Here is a 21,887-nt window from a genome sequence, read left to right as displayed (position 1 = left end):
CACCTACGGGATAACAACAACAATGAACCCTAGCCTCACGGATTCCCCCGCGCTGTCACGGCGCGGCGTCTTGAAAATCGGCCTGTGCGCCAGTGCCTTCCTGGCCACAGCAGGGCTGGGCGCCAGCCTTACTGGCTGCTCCAGCAGCACTCCGGCCAGCGGCTTTGCCATGCTGCGCAACAGCGATCTGCCGTTTTTGCGCGCGGTGATCCCTGTCTTACTGGAGGGCGTGGCCAGCGCCCAGGCGGTCGCCAGCGGCATCGACGGCACTCTGAAAAAACTCGACTTCAGTCTGCAGCACCTGTCGCCGGAAATGTTCAAGCTCACCCAGCAATTGTTCGACGTGCTGAGCATGGGCCTCACTCGCGGCCCGCTCACCGGAATTTGGGGCAGTTGGGAAAACGCCAGCGTTGAACAGATCCGCCACTTTCTACAGCGCTGGGAAAACAGTTACCTGAACCTGCTCCGCATGGGCCAGGGCTCGCTACTCAAACTGGTGATCATGGCCTGGTACTTCCAGCCGGTGTCCTGGGCCCATTGCGGCTACCCCGGGCCGCCGAAGATCTGATCCGCATCCCCCACAATAAAAACAAGAGACGACCCTGATGCCCGTACCCGATCTGTTCCGCGAAGGCCTGGCCCGTGGCTGGAAAACCCACAATGGCAGCGCCCTCGATCAAGACCTGACCCTGGAAGCCGACGTGGCGATCATCGGCAGCGGCGCTGGGGGCGGCACCACTGCTGAAATTCTCAGCGCGGCCGGTTACAAGGTGCTGCTGATCGAAGAAGGCCCGCTCAAGACCAGCAGCGACTTCAAGTTGCTTGAGGACGAGGCCTACACCAGCCTGTATCAGGAAGGCATTGGCCGCATGAGCAAGGACGGGGCGATCACCATCCTCCAGGGCCGCGCGGTGGGCGGTACGACACTGATCAACTGGACCTCAAGTTTTCGTACACCGGACGCGACCCTTTCCCACTGGGCCAGCGAATATGCGGTCAAGGGCCACAGCAGCGCCGAGATGGCGCCGTGGTTCGAAAAAATGGAGCAACGCCTGGGCATCGCCCCGTGGGCCGTCCCGCCCAACCCCAACAACGATGTGATCCGCAAGGGCTGCGAAAAACTCGGCTACAGCTGGCATGTGATCCCGCGCAACGTGCGTGGCTGCTTTAACTTGGGTTATTGCGGCATGGGCTGCCCGGTCAATGCCAAGCAATCGATGCTGGTCACCACCATCCCCTCCACCTTGGAACACGGCGGGGAGCTGCTCTACCTGGCGCGGGCCGAGCATTTCAAATACCGCGGCGACACCGTCAGCAGCCTGGAATGCATGGCGATGGACGCCCGCTGCGTAGCACCCACAGGGCGCAAAATCACGGTCAACGCCAAACACTATGTACTGGCCGGGGGCGGCATCAACAGCCCGGCGTTGCTAATGCGTTCGGACGCGCCGGACCCACATTCGCGGCTGGGCAAGCGGACCTTTCTGCACTTGGTGAATTTCTCCGCGGCGCTGTTCGACGAGGTGATCAACCCGTTCTACGGCGCGCCGCAGTCGATCTACTCCGACCATTTCCAATGGCAGGACGGCACTACCGGTAAAATGTCCTACAAACTCGAAGCGCCACCGCTGCATCCGGCGCTGGCCAGCACTCTGCTGGGCGGCTACGGCACACAGAATGCGCTGGATATGAGCCAGTTGCCCAATACCCACGCGATGCTGGCGTTGCTGCGCGACGGTTTCCACCCTGACAGCCCGGGCGGCAATGTGGAACTGCGCGGCGACGGCACGCCAGTGCTCGACTATCAGGTCTCAGATTACGCCTGGGACGGTCTACGCCGGGCCTTCCAAAGCATGGCCGAGATCCAGTTCGCGGCGGGCGCCAAGTCCGTCAAACCGCTGCATCACGATGCACGCTATGTGAAAACCCTGGCCGAAGCCCGCACGCTGATCGAGGGTCTCAATCTGGAACTGCACCGCACCTGCCTGGGCAGCGCTCATGTGATGGGCGGTTGCGCCATGGGTGAAGACCCCAAAATGGCCGTGGCCGACAGCCTTGGCCGTCATCACCAATTGCGCAATCTGTCCATCCACGATGGCTCATTGTTCCCCACCAGCATCGGAGCCAACCCGCAATTGTCGGTGTATGGATTGACCGCGAAACTGGCGACTTCATTGGCCGAACGTCTGAAAACGGCGTGAAAACACCTAGGATTCACGGCATTTATCTACGTAAGTCGACTTGGCCGACCGGGAAGGCTGCGATACCATCCGGTTCCCCAACGGACTCCGCCAGGACGACGCGATGAACCGAGTGTTGTACCCAGGTACCTTCGACCCGATTACCAAAGGCCATGGCGATCTGGTCGAACGCGCCTCTCGCTTGTTCGACCATGTGATCATCGCGGTCGCTGCCAGCCCCAAGAAAAACCCGCTGTTTCCCCTGGAACAGCGCGTGGAGCTGGCGCGTGAGGTCACCAAGCATTTGCCTAACGTGGAAGTCGTCGGCTTCTCCACGTTGTTGGCGCACTTCGCCAAAGAGCAGAACGCCAATGTATTCCTGCGTGGCCTGCGGGCGGTGTCGGACTTCGAATACGAATTCCAACTGGCCAACATGAACCGCCAACTGGCGCCGGATGTCGAGAGCCTGTTCCTCACGCCGTCGGAGCGTTATTCGTTTATTTCCTCGACGTTGGTCCGAGAAATCGCGGCATTGGGCGGGGATATCACCAAGTTCGTGCATCCGGCCGTGGCCGATGCGCTGACGCTGCGCTTCAAGAAGTAAGACCGCTCAATCGGCGCCTGCTCGCACTGCGGGCGCCAATGCGGCACAATTGCGCGCATTCGTTTTCAGATGCCTTGGCTGACGGCCCTGGCAGGAGTTTCCATGTCCCTGATCATCACCGACGATTGCATCAATTGCGACGTCTGCGAACCCGAGTGTCCGAACGCTGCAATCTCTCAAGGCGAAGAGATCTACGTGATTGACCCCAACCTCTGCACCCAGTGCGTCGGCCATTACGACGAGCCTCAATGCCAGCAGGTGTGCCCGGTCGATTGCATTCCGCTGGATGAAGCCCATCCGGAGACGCAAGAGCAGTTGATGGATAAGTACCGGAAGATTACCGCTAAGAATTGAGCCTATTTAGTGCCTGTTAGGGCCTTACCGGGGGCAAGCCCCCTCTCACATTTTTTGAATGTATTCACAAACTGTGGGAGTGGGCTTGCCCCCGATAGCGATACCAGCCATCACCCAGCAATCAGCTCTGGCACCTGGGGCAAAACACACTGGCCCGCTGCCCCAGCACCACATTGCGCAGCTCAGTCCCACAGACCTTGCACGCCTCGCCGCCTCGGCCGTAGACGAACAGTTCCTGCTGGAAGTACCCCGGCTGCCCGTCGCCACCAATGAAATCCCGCAACGTCGTGCCGCCGCGCTCGATGGCCGCCGCCAGCACGCGCTTGATCTCGATCGCGAGCTTTAAATAACGCCCGCGTGAAATGCCGCCGGCCGCGCGACGCGGATCGATCCCCGCCGCAAACAACGCTTCCGTCGCATAGATATTGCCCACACCCACCACCACCGCGTTGTCCATGATGAACGGTTTGACCGCCATGGACTTGCCGCGAGATTGTTGAAACAGGCGCTCGCCGTCGAACAGGTCGGTCAACGGTTCCGGCCCCAGGCGCAGCAGCAGCTCGTGGTTGTGCGGGTCATGGCTCCAGAGCATCGCGCCGAAACGCCGCGGGTCGGTGTAGCGCAGGGCCAGGCCGGATTCGAGTTCGATGTCCACATGCTCATGCTTGGCCGCCGGCATGCCGGTTTCCACCAGACGCAAATTACCGGACATGCCCAAGTGGCTGATCAGGGTGCCCACTTCGGCATTGATCAACAGGTACTTGGCGCGCCGTTCCACCAGCACGATGCGCTGCCCGGACAGGCGCACATCCAGGTCTTCGGGAATCGGCCAACGCAGGCGCCGCTCGCGCACCACCACACGGCTGACGCGCTGCCCCTCCAGGTGCGGGGCGATCCCGCGTCGGGTGGTTTCGACTTCAGGTAACTCGGGCATGTACGCCTCTTGGGTAATAAATCAGTTCGCGCCCAATTCGCGGATCGACAACTTCATGCTCTCGAAGTCGTAGTCCGACAGGCCCACGTAATCGAGCACCAGGTGGCCGACGGCATTCCACTCATGGTCTACCGACTGGTTGCCCAGCACCCGATAGGAAGCGCAGATGTGCTCGGCCATTTTCAGGATCGCCAACAAGTTCTTCAGCGGCGCATTGCGCGAGGACTCATCGCTGAAAACCGCCAGGGCGTTGTGGTGGTTGGCAATCGCGTCGGTCACATGTTCCGGCAAACGCCAAGACTTGGCGGTGTAGTAACCCACCACCGCATGGTTGGTATTGAACGCGTTGTTCTCGGTATCGACCACGCGGCAGTCCGGCCCGGCGTTGGCGTAGGCCTCTTCGAGCACCGGCATATAGTTGGGGAACCGTTTGAGCATCAGCGGCACGCCGCAATCGTGGAACAGCCCCAGAGCATAAGCTTCGTCCACCGCCTGAGAACCGGTGCGTTTGGCCACGCTCAGGCTGGTCATGGCCACATCCTGGGCGGTGTCCCAGAAACGGTTGAGGGTGACGATGGTTTCATCGCTCATCTCGCCCCGGATAGACAGAGCGTTGATCAGGTTGATCACCGAACGGCTGCCCAGCAGGTTCACCGCGCGTTGGATCGAGGCGATCTTGTTGCTCAGGCCGTAATGCGCCGAGTTGACGATTTTCAGCAGCGCGCCGGACAGGCCCGGGTCCTGGGAGATCAGCCGCGCGATCACGTCCAGATCCGGATCGGGCATGTACTGCTCCATCTGCAAATCCACCATGATCTGCGGCTGCGGCGGCACGCTGATGCCTTGCAGGGCCTGTTGAATCTGTTCGGCGGTAAGCTCTTGGGACATAAGTACACACTCCGGGCTAGGCCGCGATTCTAACCCCTAAGCAAAGCTGACCGACACCTCAAAAACCCGATCAATGTGAGAGCTGGCTTGCCTGCGATAGCATCGCCGCCGTACGTCAGATACACCGCGCCGTCGGTATCGCAGGCAAGCCAGCTCCCACATGAACCGGCGCGCAAAGGGTATACTCCCGCTCTTTTTTCCGGAGCGACGTCATGTCCCTGCCAAGCCTGCGTCTCAAAGCCAACGCCGATCGTCGTTTGCGCAACGGCCACCTGTGGGTCTACAGCAACGAAATCGACGTGGCCGCCACCCCACTCCACGGCTTCCAGGCAGGCGACCAGGCCATCCTGGAAGCTGCCGGCGGCAAGACCCTGGGCATCGTGGCCATGAGCCCGAACAACCTGATCTGCGCCCGCCTGCTGTCGCGCGACATCAAGTTGCCATTGGACAAGTCGCTGCTGGTGCACCGCCTGAACGTTGCCCTGTCCCTGCGTGATCGCCTGTTCGACAAGCCGTTCTACCGCCTGGTCTATGGCGATTCCGACCTGCTGCCGGGCCTGGTGGTCGACCGATTCGGCGACATTCTGGTGGTGCAGATCGCCTCGGCGACCATGGAAGCCCATAAAGACGACGTGATCGCCGCGCTGACCCAAGTGCTCAAGCCCAGCGGCATCCTGTTCAAGAACGACTCCGCCGCACGCGACGCCGAAGGTCTGAACCGTTACGTCGAAACCGTGTTCGGCCTGGTGCCGGAGTGGGTGGCGCTGGAAGAAAACGGCGTGAAGTTCGAAGCCCCGGTTATCCAGGGCCAGAAAACCGGTTGGTTCTACGACCACCGCATGAACCGCGCCCGTCTGGCGCCGTATGCCAAAGGCAAACGCGTACTGGACCTGTACAGCTACATCGGCGGCTGGGGTGTGCAAGCCGCGGCGTTCGGCGCCAGTGAAGTGTTCTGCGTCGACGCTTCGGCCTTCGCCCTCGACGGCGTGGAGCGCAATGCCGCGCTGAACGGCTTTGCCGAGAAAATGACCTGCATCGAAGGCGACGTCTTTGAAGCGCTCAAGGAGCTCAAAGCCAGCGAAGAGCGCTTCGACGTGATCGTCGCCGACCCACCGGCCTTTATCAAACGCAAAAAAGACATGAAAAACGGCGAAGGCGCTTACCGCCGCCTCAACGAGCAAGCCATGCGCCTGCTCAGCAAGGACGGCATCCTGGTCAGCGCTTCGTGCTCCATGCACCTGCCGGAAGACGACCTGCAAAACATCCTGCTGACCAGCGCACGCCACCTGGACCGCAATATCCAGATGCTGGAGCGCGGCGGCCAGGGCCCGGACCATCCGGTGCACCCGGCGATTGCCGAGACGCGGTATATCAAGAGCATTACGTGCCGGTTGTTGCCCAATAGCTGATGCTGGCCTGACCGTTCATTTGTAAACGGCTCATGTGTGGGGGCAGCCGCCCCCACACTTCTTTGCGAAATTTCAGACAACACTGATCGCCCTATGAGGCATTGACCGGGTCTCTCTTCAAATCGATTCTCAGCCCTCATTCAAGGTCTGAGCACCCCTCGATGACCCACCTGACCTCCCCCGCCCGAAAAACCGCCGCCATCGCCTTGCTGATGAACATGACGATCCTCGGCGTATTCCCCCTGGACGTGATTCTGCCCTCCTTTCCCTCCATGGCTCGCTACTTCGATACGGCCGTGGCCGATATCGCGTTATCGGTGAGTCTGTTTTCAATCGGTTTATCGTTGTCGCTGCTGCTGGTCGGACCATTGTCCGACCGCGTGGGGCGCAAGCGTGTGTTGATAATCGGTATGGGCGTCGCCGTCATGGGCTCGGCGGGTTGTGCCATGGCGCAGGACTTTGCCTGGTTTATGGTCTTCCGAATGATCCAGGCGATCGGGTGCGGCAGTTTCGTACTGTCCCAGGCACTGGTGCAGGATCTATTCATCGGCAAAGAACAAGAGCGATTGCGCATTGCCATGGTCACGGCCAGCGGCATCTGTATTTCCGTGTCACCGTTGTTCGGCAGTTGGCTGCAGACCTGGCTCGACTGGCGCGGCAGCTTTCAGGTGTTTGTCATCATTGGCCTGCTATTGATCCTCAAGGCTTGGCTCCTGCTCGACGCTCCAAGCCCGCCCTCCGATACTCGACTCTCGATTGTGAACGCGTACCGACAGGTGCTGCGTGATCGAAGTTTCGTCGGTTACTGGCTGATCTCGGCACTGGCCTTCAGTTGCCATTTCGCCTTTATCGTCGTGTCGCCCATCATCCTGATGGAGCAATTGGGCCTTACGCCTTATCGGTTCGCCCTGGTCTTGCTGCTCTATGGCGCCGCCTACGTGCTGGGTGGCATCGCTGCGGGCTGGATGAACCGATGGATGGACGGCAATACGCAGATCGTCACCGGTCAGCGACTGATCGCATCGGCGGGCGTATTGATGCTGGCGCTCTATCACTTGTGGGGCCTGACGGTCATGACAGTGATGCTGCCGATGATCCTCTGTACCGCCGGAACGACCATCACCCGCCCCATTGCAACCTCCCGCGCCATGGGCCGATTCCCCCTGGCCGCCGGGACCTGCGCGTCGGCGGGAAACGTGATTATTTTTGTCTGTGGCGGTTTGGTCAGCAGCCTGGTCAGCCAGTCGGGCGAACAGGTGATGAACGTGCTGGCGATCACCTTTCTGGTTCTGAGCGGTATCGGCATGGGCCTGAACGCCAGGGAGCAAAGGTCTGCGCACGCGGCCTAAGGGCCCACTTCACGCTTGCGCCCATTCCCTCCAGCCGCCAGCGGTGTAGAATCGGCCCTATTCATCGCCAGTCATCCCCCGGCGGGTTTATGAGCTCAAGGCCACGGCGCGCGGCGATCCCGCAGCGTTAGAGGCAACCTCCGGACACACGGCTATTTCTGAGTGTTCCAGACGTCAATAGAAGCTCACTCCCCTGTTTAGTACCTGATTAGCCGCCCGGAGTGCTCCATGCCAGATTACCGCTCGAAAACATCCACCCACGGCCGCAACATGGCCGGCGCCCGCGCATTGTGGCGCGCCACGGGGATGAAAGATGACGACTTCAAGAAGCCGATCATCGCGATTGCCAACTCCTTTACTCAGTTCGTACCCGGCCACGTCCACCTCAAGGACCTGGGCCAACTGGTCGCCCGCGAGATCGAACGCGCCGGTGGCGTGGCCAAGGAATTCAACACCATCGCCGTGGACGACGGCATCGCCATGGGCCATGACGGCATGCTGTATTCGCTGCCGAGCCGCGAAATCATCGCCGACTCCGTGGAATACATGGTCAACGCCCACTGCGCCGACGCCATCGTGTGCATTTCCAACTGCGACAAGATCACCCCCGGCATGCTGATGGCCGCCCTGCGCCTGAACATACCGGTGATCTTCGTCTCCGGCGGCCCGATGGAAGCCGGCAAGACCAAGCTCGCCTCCCATGGCCTGGACCTGGTGGACGCCATGGTCATCGCCGCCGATTCCAGCGCTTCTGACGAGAAGGTCGCGGAATACGAGCGTAGCGCCTGCCCGACCTGCGGTTCATGCTCCGGCATGTTCACCGCCAACTCGATGAACTGCCTCACCGAGGCCCTCGGCCTGGCGCTGCCGGGCAACGGTTCCACCCTGGCCACCCACAGCGACCGCGAGCAATTGTTCCTGCAAGCCGGTCGTACCATCGTCGAGCTGTGCAAGCGTTACTACGGCGAGAACGATGAGTCGGTGTTGCCGCGCAATATCGCCAACTTCAAGGCGTTCGAAAACGCCATGACCCTGGACATCGCCATGGGCGGTTCCACCAACACCATCCTGCACCTGCTGGCCGCCGCACAAGAAGCCGAGATCGATTTCGACCTGCGCGATATCGACCGCCTGTCCCGCCATGTGCCGCAACTGTGCAAAGTCGCGCCGAACATCCAGAAGTACCACATGGAAGACGTGCACCGAGCTGGCGGGATCTTCTCGATCCTCGGCTCCCTGGCCCGTGGCGGCCTGCTGCACACCGACCTGCCGACCGTGCACAGTAAGACCATGGCCGAAGGCATCGCCAAGTGGGACATCACCCAGACCGACGACGAAGCCGTGCATACCTTCTTCAAGGCCGGCCCGGCGGGCATCCCAACCCAGACCGCATTTAGCCAGTCGACCCGCTGGGACACCCTCGACGACGACCGTGAAAACGGCTGCATCCGCAGTGTCGAGCACGCCTACTCCAAGGAAGGCGGCCTGGCCGTGCTGTACGGCAACATCGCCCTCGACGGCTGCGTGGTCAAAACCGCCGGGGTGGATGAGTCCATCCATGTGTTCGAAGGCAACGCCAAGATCTTCGAAAGCCAGGACAGCGCCGTACGCGGCATCCTCGCCGACGAAGTCAAAGAAGGCGACATCGTGATCATCCGCTACGAAGGCCCCAAAGGCGGCCCGGGTATGCAAGAGATGCTCTACCCAACCTCGTACCTGAAATCCAAGGGCCTGGGCAAAGCCTGTGCGCTGCTGACCGACGGGCGTTTCTCCGGCGGCACCTCGGGCCTGTCCATCGGCCACGCTTCGCCGGAAGCTGCTGCCGGTGGCGCGATTGGCCTGGTGCAGGATGGCGACAAGGTGCTGATCGACATTCCGAACCGCTCGATCAACCTGTTGATCAGCGACGAAGAACTGGCGGCGCGCCGGGTTGAGCAGGACAAAAAAGGCTGGAAGCCGGTTGAAAAACGTCCACGTAAAGTGACCACTGCGCTGAAGGCTTATGCCCTGCTGGCCACCAGCGCCGATAAGGGTGCTGTGCGTAACAAGGCGATGCTCGACGGTCTGTAAGACCTGCGCCCATAAAAATGCCCCGCCAAGTGCGGGGCATTTTTTTTGCCTGGCCAAATCTCAATGCCAGCGCGCCAGTTAGCACATTTGCAACTGAACTACTGCAATCGGGGGCAAGCCCCCTCCCACATTTTTGATCAGTTACTGAATCTCCTCCGGCTTGACGATCACCCAGTTCTTGTCTGCCGTCACCGGCAAGCCTTCCTTGGCCTGGGCCGCGGCGTGCTTGGCCATCATGCCGTTGAGCTGGGCCATGTATTTGTCCTTGCGGTTGACCCACAGGTGGATACCGCCCTTGGCCACGTCCACATCGTGGAACAACATGTAGCCGTCGCTGGTCGGGGTGTCGCCGCCGACGATCACCGGCTTTTTCCATTCGTCGATGTAGGTGAGGATCGCCGCGTGCTTACCGGCCATCCAGGTCGCCGGGGTCCACAGGTAGGGGGTGAGCTCCAGACCGAGGTTGGCCTTCTCGTCATACTTGCCGGCGCTGATCTGTTTGCGCGCGGTGGTCAGTTCGCCGGTCTTGCGGTCCTTGAGCAGGGTGGTCACGCCAATGACGTTCTCGGGTTTGACGTTGTAGCCGTACTTCGGATCGGCAGCGACCATGCGCACCAGCTCTTCGGAAGCGGCGGTCATCACATACACCTCGATGCCGTTTTCCGTCAGCTTGTTGTACAGCTCGGCCTGGCCGGTGAAGACTTTCGGCGGCTGCACTTCGGACGTCTTGACCACATCGCCTTCGTAATAACTGACCGGCACGGGCTTGCCGGAGGCCATCAGTTCGTCGACCTGGACCTTGAGCTCCTTGAGGGTGAAGCCGGAGAACACTTGAGCGACCCATGGGTAGCAGACCATGTCGTCCACTTCGCACAGGCGATAGTAGTAACTGAACAGGCTTTCCTTGTGGTCGGCAGTGTCTTTGAACGGCATCAGCTTGAGCGATGGATCCAGGCTTTCGCGGGTGATGAGCCCCTTGTTTTCCATGTAGGGCAACAGCGACTCTTCGAGGTCGTAGCGGTAGCTGGTGTTGTCCATGTCGAACACCGCGAAGTTACCTTTATTGGCATTGGCGGCGATCATCTCGTTCAGTTGCTTGGCGGCCGGGGCGGGCCAGTGTTTCAACTCGGTGGCGGCGAACGCCTGGCTGGCCAGGCCAAGGCAGAATGCGGCGGATACCAATAGTGTCGGCGCGAGCTTCATAGGCGTTGTCTCCCTGAGTGAAAGACACCGACGCTAGCAAATCCCTGTGACAATTCCCGCTTCGAGCGCGACCGCACGCGTCCCGTTTCCGTCAAGGCCATGCGCGTGAGCGTCAAACACTTATTCCAAAAACGACAGTTACCATTCCATATCGGTATTAATTCATTATTTATCAAGCTGTTAGGCTCCCCGGTTGGCAATCGCAGGCTCACGCGATTGGCGCACTCACAATGGAGTTCAAATGAATCTGCCGCTGATTCTCAACCTACTGGTGTTCCTGGCGCTGTTGCTGGGCCTGGCTCAAACCCGCCGCACTCAGTGGAGCCTGGCCAAAAAGGTTCTGTTGGCGCTGGTACTGGGCGTGGTGTTCGGCGTGGTGCTGCATGCCATCTATGGCGCCGGCAACCCGGTGCTCAAAGCCTCCATCGGATGGTTCGATCTGGTCGGCAATGGCTACGTGCAACTGCTGCAAATGATCGTGATCCCGCTGGTATTTGCCTCGATCCTCAGCGCAGTGGCGCGCCTGCATAACGCGGCGTCCCTGGGCAAGATCAGCTTCCTGACCATCGGCACCCTGCTGTTCACCACCGCAATTGCGGCGATGATCGGTATCGGTCTGACCAACCTGTTCGGCCTCACCGCCGAGGGCCTGGTGGCCGGTACTCAGGAAATGGCGCGCCTGCAGGTGATCCAAAACGATTACGCCGGCAAAGTCGCCGACCTGAATATCCCGCAGCTGCTGCTGTCGTTCGTACCAGCCAACCCATTCGCCGACCTGGCGCGGGCCAAGCCGACGTCGATCATCAGCGTGGTGATTTTCGCCGCGTTCCTGGGGGTGGCCGCGCTGCAACTGCTCAAGGACGATGTGGAAAAAGGCCAGAAAGTGCTCAATGCCATCGACACCCTGCAAGCCTGGGTAATGCGCCTGGTGCGCCTGGTGATGAAGCTCACGCCCTACGGTGTGTTGGCGCTGATGACCAAGGTCGTAGCCAGTTCCAACCTGCAAGACATCATCAAGCTCGGTAGCTTTGTGCTGGTGTCCTACCTGGCCCTGGGCCTGATGTTCGTGGTGCACGGCCTGCTGTTGTCGGCGGCCGGGATCAATCCGCTGCGCTTCTTGCGCAAAGTGTGGCCGGTGCTGACCTTCGCGTTCACCAGCCGCTCCAGCGCAGCGACCATTCCCTTGAGCATCGAAGCGCAGACCCGTCGACTGGGCATCCCGCAGTCCATCGCCGGTTTCGCCGCCTCGTTTGGCGCCACCATTGGCCAAAACGGCTGCGCAGGCCTCTACCCTGCCATGCTGGCCGTGATGGTGGCGCCGACCGTGGGCATCAACCCGCTGGACCCGCTGTGGATCGCAACCCTGGTGGCAATTGTGACCTTAAGTTCGGCAGGCGTTGCCGGCGTGGGCGGCGGCGCGACCTTTGCCGCGCTGATCGTGCTGCCGGCGATGGGCTTGCCGGTGTCACTGGTGGCGCTGCTGATTTCCGTGGAGCCGCTGATCGACATGGGCCGCACGGCGTTGAACGTGAACGGTTCGATGACAGCCGGTGCGATTACCAGCCAGATCATGGGGCAGACGGATAAGGGATTGTTGGAGGCGGATGAGCATGCGCAGTTAGCGCAGGCCTGATAGACCGCTATCGGGGGCAAGCCCCCTCCCACACTTGAAGGTATTCACAAATCAAAATGTGGGAGGGGGCTTGCCCCCGATGCTTTTAGGCTTTTTCCCAGACTTCAAAGTTGTAGGCTGGCTTGTCGCCCTCAGCCGCATTCACAGCATTCGACACCAGCGTCCACTGGCTGCGGTCAAACTCCGGAAACCACGCATCCCCTTCCGGACTCAACGCCACCCGCGTCAAATACAGGCGATCGGCCTGTTCCAGGCCCTGCGCATACAACTGCGCGCCGCCGATCAACATCAGCTCGTCCACGCCCTGCTCCAGTGCCCATGCCTCGGCGCGCTCGACGGCGGCCTCCAGTGACGGAAAAACTTCCGCACCTTCAAGCGCCAGGCCGGTCTGACGGCTGACTACCAGGTTCAAGCGCCCCGGCAGCGGTCGGCCCAGGGAGTCCCAGGTTTTGCGCCCCATGATGATCGGCTTGCCGAGGGTGGTGGCCTTGAAATATTTGAAATCCCCCGGCAAATGCCAGGGCATGCGGTTGTCGACGCCGATCACGCGGTTTTCACCGAGGGCTGCGATCAGGCTTAGAGGGAGAGTTTTTTTCATGGCGACGAGAATACCAGAGCCGCGAGTCAGCGGTTATGCTCCAGGCTCACTTGCTCAACAGGACAGCGCGTGACTGCACTGAACTCGCTCCACACACTCTGGCTGACCGAAACCGTGCGCTTGCGTGAAGAACACGCCGGCAACCTCGAAGACCTGGAAGCCAACCGCCTGGCCCGCACGGCCGGAGGCGACCTGCCAACGCGCATTCAACGCCGCGCCTTGCACTTGGCCGAGCGCGATGGCCTGGTGGCCGCCCTTACCCGCTGGTTGCAAGGCGCGCGCCTGGCCCTGGTGCTACTGGCGATACTCGCGGTGGTCAGCGGCGCCGGCCTGGCGTTTGCCGCGCTGGGCAACGGATCGGCGCCAGTGAACGTGTTCTGGGCCTTGGGCAGCCTGCTCGGCCTGAACCTGATTCTGCTGATCAGTTGGGCCTTGGGCCTGCTATTTGCCGGCGAACATAGCGCCAGCCTCGGGCGCCTGTGGCTGTGGCTCAGCGAAAAATTCGCCCGCGATGCCAAGGCCGCGCAGTTGGCGCCGGCCCTGTTACTGCTGTTGCAGCGGCAGAAACTCAATCGCTGGGCCGTAGGCGTACTGGTCAACAGCCTGTGGCTGCTGGCATTGCTCAGTGCATTGGTGATCCTGCTGACATTACTCGCCACCCGTCGCTACGGCTTCGTGTGGGAAACCACCATCCTCGGCGCCGATACTTTCGTGGTCGTGACACAAGCACTGGGCACCTTGCCTGCCCTGCTCGGCTTCAATGTGCCGACTGTAGAGATGATCCGCGCCAGCGGGGATTGCGCCCTGAATATCGAGAGCGCCCGCCAAGCCTGGGCCGCCTGGCTGGTCGGTGTGTTGCTGGTCTACGGCCTGCTGCCGCGCCTGACCCTCGCCCTGCTGTGCCTGTGGCGCTGGAAACGCGGGCGCGCGGCCCTGCGCCTGGACCTCAACCTGCCCGGCTATAGCCAACTGCGCGAACGCCTGATGCCGAGCAGCGAGCGCCTTGGGGTCAATGATGCTGCGCCCGAACACCTGCACGCCGTCACTGGCGGCGTGAGTGAACAGCACAGCGCCGGCGCCCTGTTGGTAGCCATCGAGCTGGACGACCAATACCCCTGGCCGCCCAAACTGCCCGCCAGCGTCAGTAACGCCGGCATCCTCGACAGCCGCGAATCGCGCCACAAACTCCTCGAACAGCTCAGCCGCTTCCCGCCCGCGCGCCTGGCCATCGCCTGCGACCCTCGGCGCTCGCCGGATCGCGGCAGCCTGGCGCTGATCGCCGAACTGGCCCGCAGCGCCAGCGCCACCCGCGTCTGGCTGTTACAGGCGCCGCCCGGCCAGGCGCTGGACGCCGAGCGCCTGGGCGACTGGCACAACGCGCTGCAACAGCTCGAACTTCCCTTCGCCGACTGCGCGCCGCTGAACTGGCTGGAGACCGGTCATGACTAAGCCTCTGAAACTCGCCGTGGTCGGCCACACCAACGTCGGCAAAACCTCGCTGTTGCGTACACTGACTCGCGACGTGGGCTTCGGCGAAGTGTCCCATCGCCCCAGCACCACGCGTCATGTGGAAGGCGCACGCTTGTCGGTGGACGGTGAAGCCTTGCTGGAGCTGTACGACACGCCCGGCCTGGAAGATGCCATCGCCTTGCTCGATTACCTGGAACGCCTGGACCGTCCGGGTGAACGCCTCGACGGCCCGGCACGCCTGGCGCGCTTCCTGGAGGGCAGCGAAGCGCGCCAACGCTTCGAACAAGAAGCCAAAGTGTTGCGCCAACTGTTGGCCTCGGACGCCGGCCTGTACGTGATCGATGCCCGCGAACCGGTGCTGGCCAAGTACCGCGACGAGTTGCAGGTGCTGGCCAGTTGCGGCAAGCCGTTGTTGCCGGTGCTCAACTTTGTCAGCAGCAGCGACCACCGCGAGCCCGATTGGCGCGAAGCCTTGGCCCGCCTGGGTTTGCATGCGCTGGTGCGCTTCGACAGCGTGGCGCCGCCCGAAGACGGCGAACGGCGTCTGTATGAAAGCCTGGGGCTCCTGCTGGAAAACGCCCGGCCGCAGTTGGAGCGGTTGATGCTCGATCAGCAAGCCCAGCGCCAGGCTCGCCAGCAAAGCGCCGCGCGGTTGATCGCCGAGCTGCTGATCGACTGCGCCGCGTGCCGGCGCAGTGTGGTCAGCGAGGACGAACACAACGCCATCGGCGAACTGCGCAAGGCCGTGCGCCAACGGGAACAAAAGTGTGTGGAAGCCTTGCTCAAACTGTTCGGGTTCCGCCCCCAGGACGCCGCCGCCAGTGATTTACCGTTGCTGGACGGGCGTTGGGGCGACGACCTGTTCAACCCGGAAACCCTCAAGCAACTCGGCGTGCGCGTCGGCGGAGGCATCGCTGCCGGTGCGGCGGCTGGCGCGGGGGTGGACCTGCTGGTCGGCGGCCTGACCCTCGGCGCCGCCGCCCTGGCCGGCGCCATCGCTGGGGGCGCGCTGCAAACCGCGCGCAGCTACGGCAATCGCTTGATGGGCAAGCTCAAGGGCCACCGCGAGTTGACCGTGGACGACAGCGTGCTGCGCCTGCTCGCCCTGCGCCAACGCCAGTTGCTCAAAGCCCTCAACCTGCGCGGCCATGCGGCGATGCACAGCATCAAAGTGGACACACCCCAGGACAAAACCTGGCGCGAAGGCAAATTACCCGACGCCCTGCATAAGGCCCGCGCCCACCCGCAATGGTCGTCCCTCAACCCTCACGCCAAACTGAGCCAGGCCGAGCGCCAGGAACAGATCGACGCCCTCGCCGAGCGCCTCGATCAGGACTGAGCCGTCAGCAACCGCCGAGCCTTGGCTTTGAGCCATTCAAGGTCGAGCAGCGGCACGTTGGCCTGCTTGGCCTGTTCATCCCAATACCGCAGACGCACACTCACCGCGCAGAGCGGGTCCTGTTCAAAGGCGCGGGCCTCGACGGCGCTCATCACGCCGCCTTGATACGCCAGGGTGCGGCGGCTGGCCTCGCTCAGTTGTGCGTAGTAGTCGGGCTGGCTGAAGGTCAGGTAACGCTTGGCCTGGACGTGATATTCCACAAGCCTGGCCAAGCGTTCGCTGAAACCGGCCCGGCGCAGGTAATCCGCCCCCAGCCGCTCATGACTGACCACGCCGTAACCGCCCATGCTCTCGGCTCGTTGGTCGCAGAGATGGCCGATATCGTGGAAAAACGCCGCCAATACCACTTCGTCATCGAAGCCTTCGGCCACGGCCTGTTGCGCGGCCTGGGACATATGTTCGATCTGCGACACCGCTTCGCCGATGTAGTCCGCCGTGCCGTGCTGTTCGTACAGACCGAACACCTCGGCAATCACCTGTTCAGGATGCATCACGCCTCACCCCACAGTGCCGCGACGTTGCGCTCGCCCAGCGCCGGCCCCACGCTCATGCCCACGCCGGTATGCATCAACGCGGCACTGACCCCCGGCGCCGCCCGTACCAAAGAAAACGGTCCCGGCCCGCGCGCGCCATAGACCCCCTGCCAGCGCTCGACCACCTGGATCCCACAGCCCAGGGTCTGCTCGGCCAGTTCGAGCATCCAGTTGTCCACCTGTTCGCCGTTGAAGGGCGACGCATCCAGGCCGTAATCATGGGAATCGCCGATGATCAGCTCGCCATAGGGCGTAGGACTGATCAACAGATGAATTCCGTGCTCGTGCAGGTGCGGCGCTTCGCGCAGGATTTGCGCCTGAACCGCCGCCGCTTCCGGTAAGTCGGCAAATGCGCCGTAATGCACGCAACTGAGGCCCGTAAGCAAGGCATGCTGCAGGTTCAGATTCAGCGCCGGTCGCGCCCGCAGCATTTGCAGGCGGCAGATACTCGGATGCAGTTCGGCCAACGCTTCGGCCAATAGGGTTTGGTAGTCATGGCCGGAGCAAACGATGATCTGTTCGCCGCGAAAGCTGCCGGCGGTGCTGTGCAACAGGCCCGGCTCGACATCGCGCACCAGGGTGGAAAAGTGAAATTCCACGTTCAGGTGCTGCCTCAGGTAGCGGATCAGCGCCGGGAGCGCCTCGCGTGAATACAGTTGCTGATCGTCGCGGCCATGCAAAGCGGCCCGGTGATGGCGGAACTGGCCGCCGTACAAATCACGCATCGCCGCACTTTGCAGCAGCTCCACGTTGTACCCGTGTTCCTGCGCGCGCCCGGCGCAGAAGGCTTCCAGCAGGTGTTCTTCCGCTTCGGTGCGGGCGAACAGGTAGGCGCCGTTGCGCTTGAGTTGCAGACCCGCCACCTGAGCCCAATGCCCCCAGATATCACGGCTTTGCTGCGCCAGATCGAGCATCGCTCCCGGTGGCTGGCCAGTGACCAAAGCCTGGCCGAAGTTGCGTACCGAGGCGCCCAAGGGCGTAGCGCTGCGTTCGAACACCTTGACCTTGAGGCCGCGTCGAGCCGCGGCGTAGGCGTGGGACAGGCCGAGGATGCCGGCGCCGACAATCAGTAGGTCGCTGTGCTGTGTCATGTAGTGATGTCCTGTTTTCAAGACCGCTATCGGGGGCAAGCCCCCTCCCACCTTTTGAATGCCTTTCGATGTGGGAGGTGGCTCGCCCCCGCTAGAACCTTCAGCCAAAACCGAGTAATTACTGGCCCGCGACCTTCTCCGACTTACCGTCATAGCGCTTGCGCCATTCGGCCAGGATGCTGTCGCGGTTTTTCGAAGCCCAGGCAAAGTCATTCTTGATCAGGCGTTGTTCGTAGTCGGCCGGCAATTCGGTCTGCGGCTTGGCAATGCCCGGCTGGGCGAGGACTGCGAAGTTGTCCTTGTACAGCTCCATGGCTGCGGGGCTGGCGGAGAAGTCGGCGAGTTTTTTCGCCGCATCGGCGTGGGCGGTGCCTTTCATCACGGCGGTGGCTTCGATGTCCCAGCCCAGGCCTTCCTTGGGCAGGATGATGTCCAGTGGCGCGCCCTGGCGTTTCAACTGCACGGCTGGGTATTCGAAGGAAATCCCGATCGGAAACTCACCGGAAGCCGCCAACTTGCACGGCTTGGAACCGGAGTGAACGTACTGGCCGATGTTCTGGTGCAGGTCGTCCATGTACTGCCAGCCTTGCTTCTCGCCATAGGTCTGCAACCAGGCGCTCACGTCCAGAAAACCGGTGCCGGATGAGGCCGGGTTGGGCATCACGATCTTGCCTTTGTACTCAGGCTTGGTCAGGTCTTGCCAGCTCACCGGCTTGGTCAGGCCCTGCTTCTCGGCTTCGACGGTGTTGAAGCAGATTGTCGCGGCCCACACGTCCATGCCGACCCACGCGGGCGGGTCGGCAGGGTCGCGGTAATTCTTGCCGATCTTGTCCAGGTCCTTCGGCGCGTAGTTATCCAGCATGCCTTGCTGGTCGAGGATCGCCAGGCTCGATGCAGCCAGGCCCCACACGGCATCGGCTTGGGGGCGGTCTTTTTCGGCCAGCAGCTTGGCGGTGATGATGCCCGTGGAATCGCGCACCCATTTGATCTCGATATCGGGGTTGGCCTGTTCGAAGGCCTTTTTATAGCTCTTCAACTGCTCGGCTTCGAGGGCCGTATACACGGTGAGATCAGTTTTGGCGAAGGCATTCAGGCTGAATGCGGTGAGTACGGCAGCGACCAGCGCCAGGGGCTTGAACATGAGGAACCTCCTTCAGGGTTGTTTATTGGCCGGGCGCGCTCTGGCGCCAGGCTTGGGAGCGACGCAGCGCGCCGCGCGATGCCCACGCCAGCAGCAGCGAAACGCTGGCCGAGGTGAACAGGATCAGGGTGGACATGGCCGCCGCACCGCCCACGTTCCCGGCGTCGTCCATGTTCAACACGGCGACGGCGGCAAGGATGGTGTCGGGGCTGTAGAGGAAAATCGCGGCGGACACGGTAGTCATCGCCGACACGAACAGGTAGCGCACGATATCCAGCAAGGCCGGCAGGCAAATCGGCACCGTGACTTTCAGGTAATGGCGGTACAGCGGCGCCTTGAGGGACAGCGCGGCGGCTTCGAACTCGGCATCGAGCTGACGCAGCGCGGTCGTAGCGGTCATCTGCGCGGTGGTCAAATAGTGAGCAATGGTGCACACCACCAGCAGGGTCATGGTCCCGTAGAACACATGCAGCGGGTTGCCGTTGAGGTTGAAAAAGAACACGTAGCCCAGGCCCAGCACCAACCCCGGCACCGCCATCGGTACGAAGCTGAGCATGCGCAGCGCTAGGTTGAGGTGCTTCTGGCCCTTGGTCTTTTCCATCAGATAGGCGCCGGTGAAGATCAGGACGCTGCCGATCACGGCCGTACACAGCGCCATGGTCAGGCTGTTGCGGTAGGCCAGCCAACCACCGCCGGCGGTGTCCTCGAACTGGTAATGAGCGAGGGACAGCGACAGGTTGTACGGCCAGAACTTCACCAGCGAGGAATACACCGCCATGCCAAATACCAGCAGCAACAGCGCGCAGATCAGCAGCACGATGACCAGGTAGCAACCGTCCCTCAAGCGCGACGGCGCCGGGCGGAAGACTTGGGCGCGGCCGCTCATGGCATCGCCGTGGCGACGGCGCAACCAGGCGTCCACAGCGAAGCTGAACAGCGCCGGCACCAGCAACACCATGCCGATCAACGCACCGCGACCGAACTGCTGCTGGCCGACCACCGCCTTGTAGGCTTCCAGCGCCAGCACCTGATAATCGCCGCCGGCCACCACAGGCACGCCGAAATCGGTGATGGTCAGCGTGAACACCAGGCAGAACGCGGCGAACACCGCCTGGCGCGTGGCCGGCCAGGTGATGCTGCGAAACGCCCGCGCCGGGCTGGCCCCCATACTTGAGGCGGCATCGAACAGGCGCGCATCGGCCAGCGAGAGCGCCGACAGCAAAATCATCAGGGCGTGTGGGAAGGTGTAGATCACTTCACCGAGCACGATGCCCCAGAAGCCGTAGATATTTTCCGCGATCAACCCGCGCAACAGGCCTTGGTTGCCGAACAGGTACACCAGCGCAATGCCCGGCAACATCGACGGCGCCATCAGCGGCAACAGCGACAAGCCGCGCCAGATCGCTTTGCCGGGGATCAGCGTGCGTTGCAGCGCGTAGGCAAACAGGTAGGCCAGCGGTACGACGATGGCCGCCACGCTGAGGGAGACTTTCAGGCTATTGCCCAGCAACCAGTGGAAGTTGGCGCCGGTGAGCAGTTCCCGCGCCGCGACCAGGCCGCCACCCTGCCCGGCCTCGTTGCTGAAACCACGCCAGAAGATCGCCAGCAACGGCAGCAACACCGCGACACTCAGCAGGCTCAGCCAGAGCCATTTGCCGCCGACCACAAAAATGCGGTCGCCCCACTCGGCACGGGACACCTGACGCATCGCAGGCAAGCTCATCACTGCGGCCATCTCAGGCAAACACCTGTAGGCTGCGCGGCGGCAAAGCCACCCAGATGTCCTGGGCACCCAGGCGCGGCATGGCTTCGGGGGCGAGTTCGGCCAGCAGCGGATGACCGGGCAGGTGCTCCAGCTCAAAACTCATGCGGCAGCGGTTGCCGAGAAAGGTGATCTCACGGACCTTGGCCGGGAAGAGGTTTTCTTCGTGCACGGGAGGGTTGACGCTGATCGCTTCCGGGCGGCAGAACAGCCGACCGGACTTGGCTCTACCGGCGTCATCGGCCAGGCGCATCGTCATCCCGCCGACCTGAGCATGGCTGATGCTGTTGCGGCTGAACGGCAACCAGTTGCCCTGGCCGACAAACTCCGCCACGAACGGCGTGGCCGGGCGGTCGTAGATTTCCTGCGGCGTGGCGTATTGCTCGACCTTGCCGTTGTTCATCACGGCAATGCGGTCGGCCATCAACATGGCTTCGTCCTGGTTGTGGGTCACCATCAAGGTGGTGATGCCCAGGCGCCGTTGCAGCTGACGCAGTTCGGTGCACAAGTGCTCGCGCACCCGTGCATCGAGGGCCGACATCGGCTCATCCAGCAGCAGCAACGACGGCGCCGGCGCGAGCGCGCGGGCCAGGGCGACCCGCTGCTGCTGGCCGCCGGAGAGTTGACCGGGGTACTTCTTTTCGCTGCCGAGCAGGCCGACCAACTCCAGCATCTGGCCGACACGCTGGCGCACTTCGTCGCGGCCGCTGCCGGTGAGGCCATAGCCGATATTCGCTTCGACGGTCAGGTTGGGAAACAGTGCGTAGGACTGAAACAGAATGCCGTAGTCCCGGGCCTGCGGCGGCAGCAGGGAAACGTCACGGCCGCCCAGGTAAAGTTCGCCGTTGTCCTGGCGCTCCAAGCCGGCAATGCAGCGCAACAAGGTGGTCTTGCCGCAGCCCGACGGGCCCAGCAGGCACACCAGTTCGCCGGCGGCGACGTCCAGGGAGACGTTGTCCAGCGCGGTGAACGCACCGAAGCGCTTCTGGATGCCGCGCACTTTCATGGGCGCGCCGGGTTGGGTCAGGGCTGTGTTCATGGTGGCACCTCATCAAACTGATGAAGGCCATGCTAGGCAGGCAATGCGTCGCTCTTGTGGCAGGAAGGCAAAACGCGGCGATAGTGGTATTCGCAGATTTGTGTAGGACTCTTCGAAGTGAGTTGCTGGGGTATCGCCAATCGGGGGCAAGCCCCCTCCCACACTTGAAGGCATTTGAAGTGCGCCCCAAAAGTTGGACACCTATCCAACTCTTGGGGCTTTTTCATGAG

The 21,887-nt window shown here is 62.2% G+C and carries 19 protein-coding genes; 10 read left to right on the top strand and 9 right to left on the bottom strand.

Annotated features, from left to right (window positions below; all coding sequences use genetic code 11):
* Nucleotides 1-22 precede the first annotated feature (22 nt).
* From QRN41_RS07125 to QRN41_RS07110, 4 genes are all read left to right on the top strand, one after another.
* Nucleotides 23-568 (top strand): twin-arginine translocation pathway signal protein, encoded by a 546-nt coding sequence (locus QRN41_RS07125; protein ID WP_285421401.1) that lies wholly within the window; start codon nt 23-25, stop codon nt 566-568.
* Between the two features lie 37 nt (nt 569-605).
* Nucleotides 606-2,201, top strand: a complete 1,596-nt coding sequence (locus tag QRN41_RS07120; protein WP_040266975.1) for a GMC family oxidoreductase — start codon at nt 606-608, stop codon at nt 2,199-2,201.
* 103 nt (nt 2,202-2,304) lie between these two features.
* Nucleotides 2,305-2,784, top strand: coding sequence for a pantetheine-phosphate adenylyltransferase (gene coaD / locus QRN41_RS07115; protein ID WP_003176711.1), 480 nt, complete (start codon nt 2,305-2,307; stop codon nt 2,782-2,784).
* A 102-nt stretch (nt 2,785-2,886) separates the two neighbouring features.
* Nucleotides 2,887-3,138, top strand: a complete 252-nt coding sequence (locus QRN41_RS07110; RefSeq protein ID WP_034101300.1) for a YfhL family 4Fe-4S dicluster ferredoxin — start codon at nt 2,887-2,889, stop codon at nt 3,136-3,138.
* Nucleotides 3,139-3,259: 121 nt separating this feature from the next.
* Here the strand turns inward: QRN41_RS07110 and mutM are convergent, their stop codons facing one another.
* Together mutM and QRN41_RS07100 are read right to left on the bottom strand one after the other, a co-directional pair.
* A complete protein-coding gene (mutM, locus tag QRN41_RS07105; protein ID WP_083377934.1) occupies nt 3,260-4,072 on the bottom strand; it encodes a bifunctional DNA-formamidopyrimidine glycosylase/DNA-(apurinic or apyrimidinic site) lyase in 813 nt (270 codons plus the stop codon).
* A gap of 21 nt (nt 4,073-4,093) precedes the next feature.
* A complete protein-coding gene (locus QRN41_RS07100) occupies nt 4,094-4,906 on the bottom strand; it encodes an HDOD domain-containing protein (protein ID WP_173603591.1) in 813 nt (270 codons plus the stop codon).
* A 266-nt stretch (nt 4,907-5,172) separates the two neighbouring features.
* On the opposite strand from QRN41_RS07100, the gene QRN41_RS07095 reads away from it, so the two are divergent.
* From QRN41_RS07095 to ilvD, 3 genes are all read left to right on the top strand, one after another.
* Nucleotides 5,173-6,369 carry a class I SAM-dependent rRNA methyltransferase gene (locus QRN41_RS07095; RefSeq protein WP_034101304.1) on the top strand — a complete coding sequence of 399 codons (1,197 nt, stop codon included), beginning with the start codon at nt 5,173-5,175 and terminating at the stop codon, nt 6,367-6,369.
* Between the two features lie 161 nt (nt 6,370-6,530).
* Nucleotides 6,531-7,718 carry an MFS transporter gene (locus QRN41_RS07090; protein WP_285421400.1) on the top strand — a complete coding sequence of 396 codons (1,188 nt, stop codon included), beginning with the start codon at nt 6,531-6,533 and terminating at the stop codon, nt 7,716-7,718.
* A gap of 228 nt (nt 7,719-7,946) precedes the next feature.
* Nucleotides 7,947-9,788: a dihydroxy-acid dehydratase gene (ilvD, locus tag QRN41_RS07085; RefSeq protein WP_034101306.1), complete on the top strand. Its 1,842-nt coding sequence runs from the start codon at nt 7,947-7,949 to the stop codon at nt 9,786-9,788.
* A gap of 141 nt (nt 9,789-9,929) precedes the next feature.
* Here the strand turns inward: ilvD and QRN41_RS07080 are convergent, their stop codons facing one another.
* On the bottom strand, nt 9,930-10,991 hold the full coding sequence (locus QRN41_RS07080) for a haloacid dehalogenase-like hydrolase (RefSeq protein ID WP_243269802.1): 1,062 nt from the start codon (nt 10,989-10,991) through the stop codon (nt 9,930-9,932).
* Nucleotides 10,992-11,232: 241 nt separating this feature from the next.
* On the opposite strand from QRN41_RS07080, the gene QRN41_RS07075 reads away from it, so the two are divergent.
* The gene (locus QRN41_RS07075) at nt 11,233-12,624 is read left to right on the top strand and encodes an L-cystine transporter (RefSeq protein ID WP_167417030.1); all 1,392 of its coding nucleotides are present in this window, start codon (nt 11,233-11,235) and stop codon (nt 12,622-12,624) included.
* A gap of 85 nt (nt 12,625-12,709) precedes the next feature.
* Here QRN41_RS07075 and QRN41_RS07070 read toward each other — a convergent pair whose 3' ends face one another.
* Nucleotides 12,710-13,222, bottom strand: coding sequence for a dihydrofolate reductase (locus QRN41_RS07070; protein ID WP_169902349.1), 513 nt, complete (start codon nt 13,220-13,222; stop codon nt 12,710-12,712).
* Nucleotides 13,223-13,291: 69 nt separating this feature from the next.
* Between QRN41_RS07070 and QRN41_RS07065 the strand changes: the two genes are divergently transcribed.
* On the top strand, nt 13,292-14,671 hold the full coding sequence (locus QRN41_RS07065; RefSeq protein ID WP_285421399.1) for a DUF2868 domain-containing protein: 1,380 nt from the start codon (nt 13,292-13,294) through the stop codon (nt 14,669-14,671).
* Nucleotides 14,664-16,031 carry a DUF3482 domain-containing protein gene (locus QRN41_RS07060; protein WP_285421398.1) on the top strand — a complete coding sequence of 456 codons (1,368 nt, stop codon included), beginning with the start codon at nt 14,664-14,666 and terminating at the stop codon, nt 16,029-16,031. Before QRN41_RS07065 ends, QRN41_RS07060 begins: the two co-directional genes overlap by 8 nt.
* Here the strand turns inward: QRN41_RS07060 and QRN41_RS07055 are convergent.
* The 5 genes from QRN41_RS07055 to QRN41_RS07035 form a co-directional block, all read right to left on the bottom strand.
* Nucleotides 16,022-16,582 carry a phosphonate degradation HD-domain oxygenase gene (locus QRN41_RS07055; protein ID WP_094064318.1) on the bottom strand — a complete coding sequence of 187 codons (561 nt, stop codon included), beginning with the start codon at nt 16,580-16,582 and terminating at the stop codon, nt 16,022-16,024. The two genes, QRN41_RS07060 and QRN41_RS07055, sit on opposite strands and share 10 nt — an antisense overlap.
* On the bottom strand, nt 16,582-17,715 hold the full coding sequence (locus QRN41_RS07050) for a TIGR03364 family FAD-dependent oxidoreductase (protein ID WP_285421397.1): 1,134 nt from the start codon (nt 17,713-17,715) through the stop codon (nt 16,582-16,584). The genes QRN41_RS07055 and QRN41_RS07050 overlap by 1 nt, the downstream gene beginning before the upstream one ends.
* A gap of 118 nt (nt 17,716-17,833) precedes the next feature.
* Complete coding sequence (locus QRN41_RS07045; RefSeq protein WP_285421396.1) at nt 17,834-18,856, bottom strand: putative 2-aminoethylphosphonate ABC transporter substrate-binding protein; 1,023 nt, start codon at nt 18,854-18,856, stop codon at nt 17,834-17,836.
* A 22-nt stretch (nt 18,857-18,878) separates the two neighbouring features.
* The gene (locus tag QRN41_RS07040; protein WP_285421395.1) at nt 18,879-20,591 is read right to left on the bottom strand and encodes a putative 2-aminoethylphosphonate ABC transporter permease subunit; all 1,713 of its coding nucleotides are present in this window, start codon (nt 20,589-20,591) and stop codon (nt 18,879-18,881) included.
* Between the two features lies 1 nt (nt 20,592).
* Entirely contained in the window at nt 20,593-21,657 is a 1,065-nt protein-coding gene (locus tag QRN41_RS07035; RefSeq protein WP_034139701.1) for a putative 2-aminoethylphosphonate ABC transporter ATP-binding protein, read from the bottom strand.
* Nucleotides 21,658-21,887: the final 230 nt, after the last annotated feature.

It is taken from the genome of Pseudomonas sp. efr-133-TYG-23 (assembly GCF_030209215.1).
In the GTDB taxonomy this organism is placed as follows: Bacteria; Pseudomonadota; Gammaproteobacteria; order Pseudomonadales; family Pseudomonadaceae; genus Aquipseudomonas; species Aquipseudomonas rhodesiae.
This window is presented reverse-complemented; position numbering and strand designations above follow the sequence as displayed.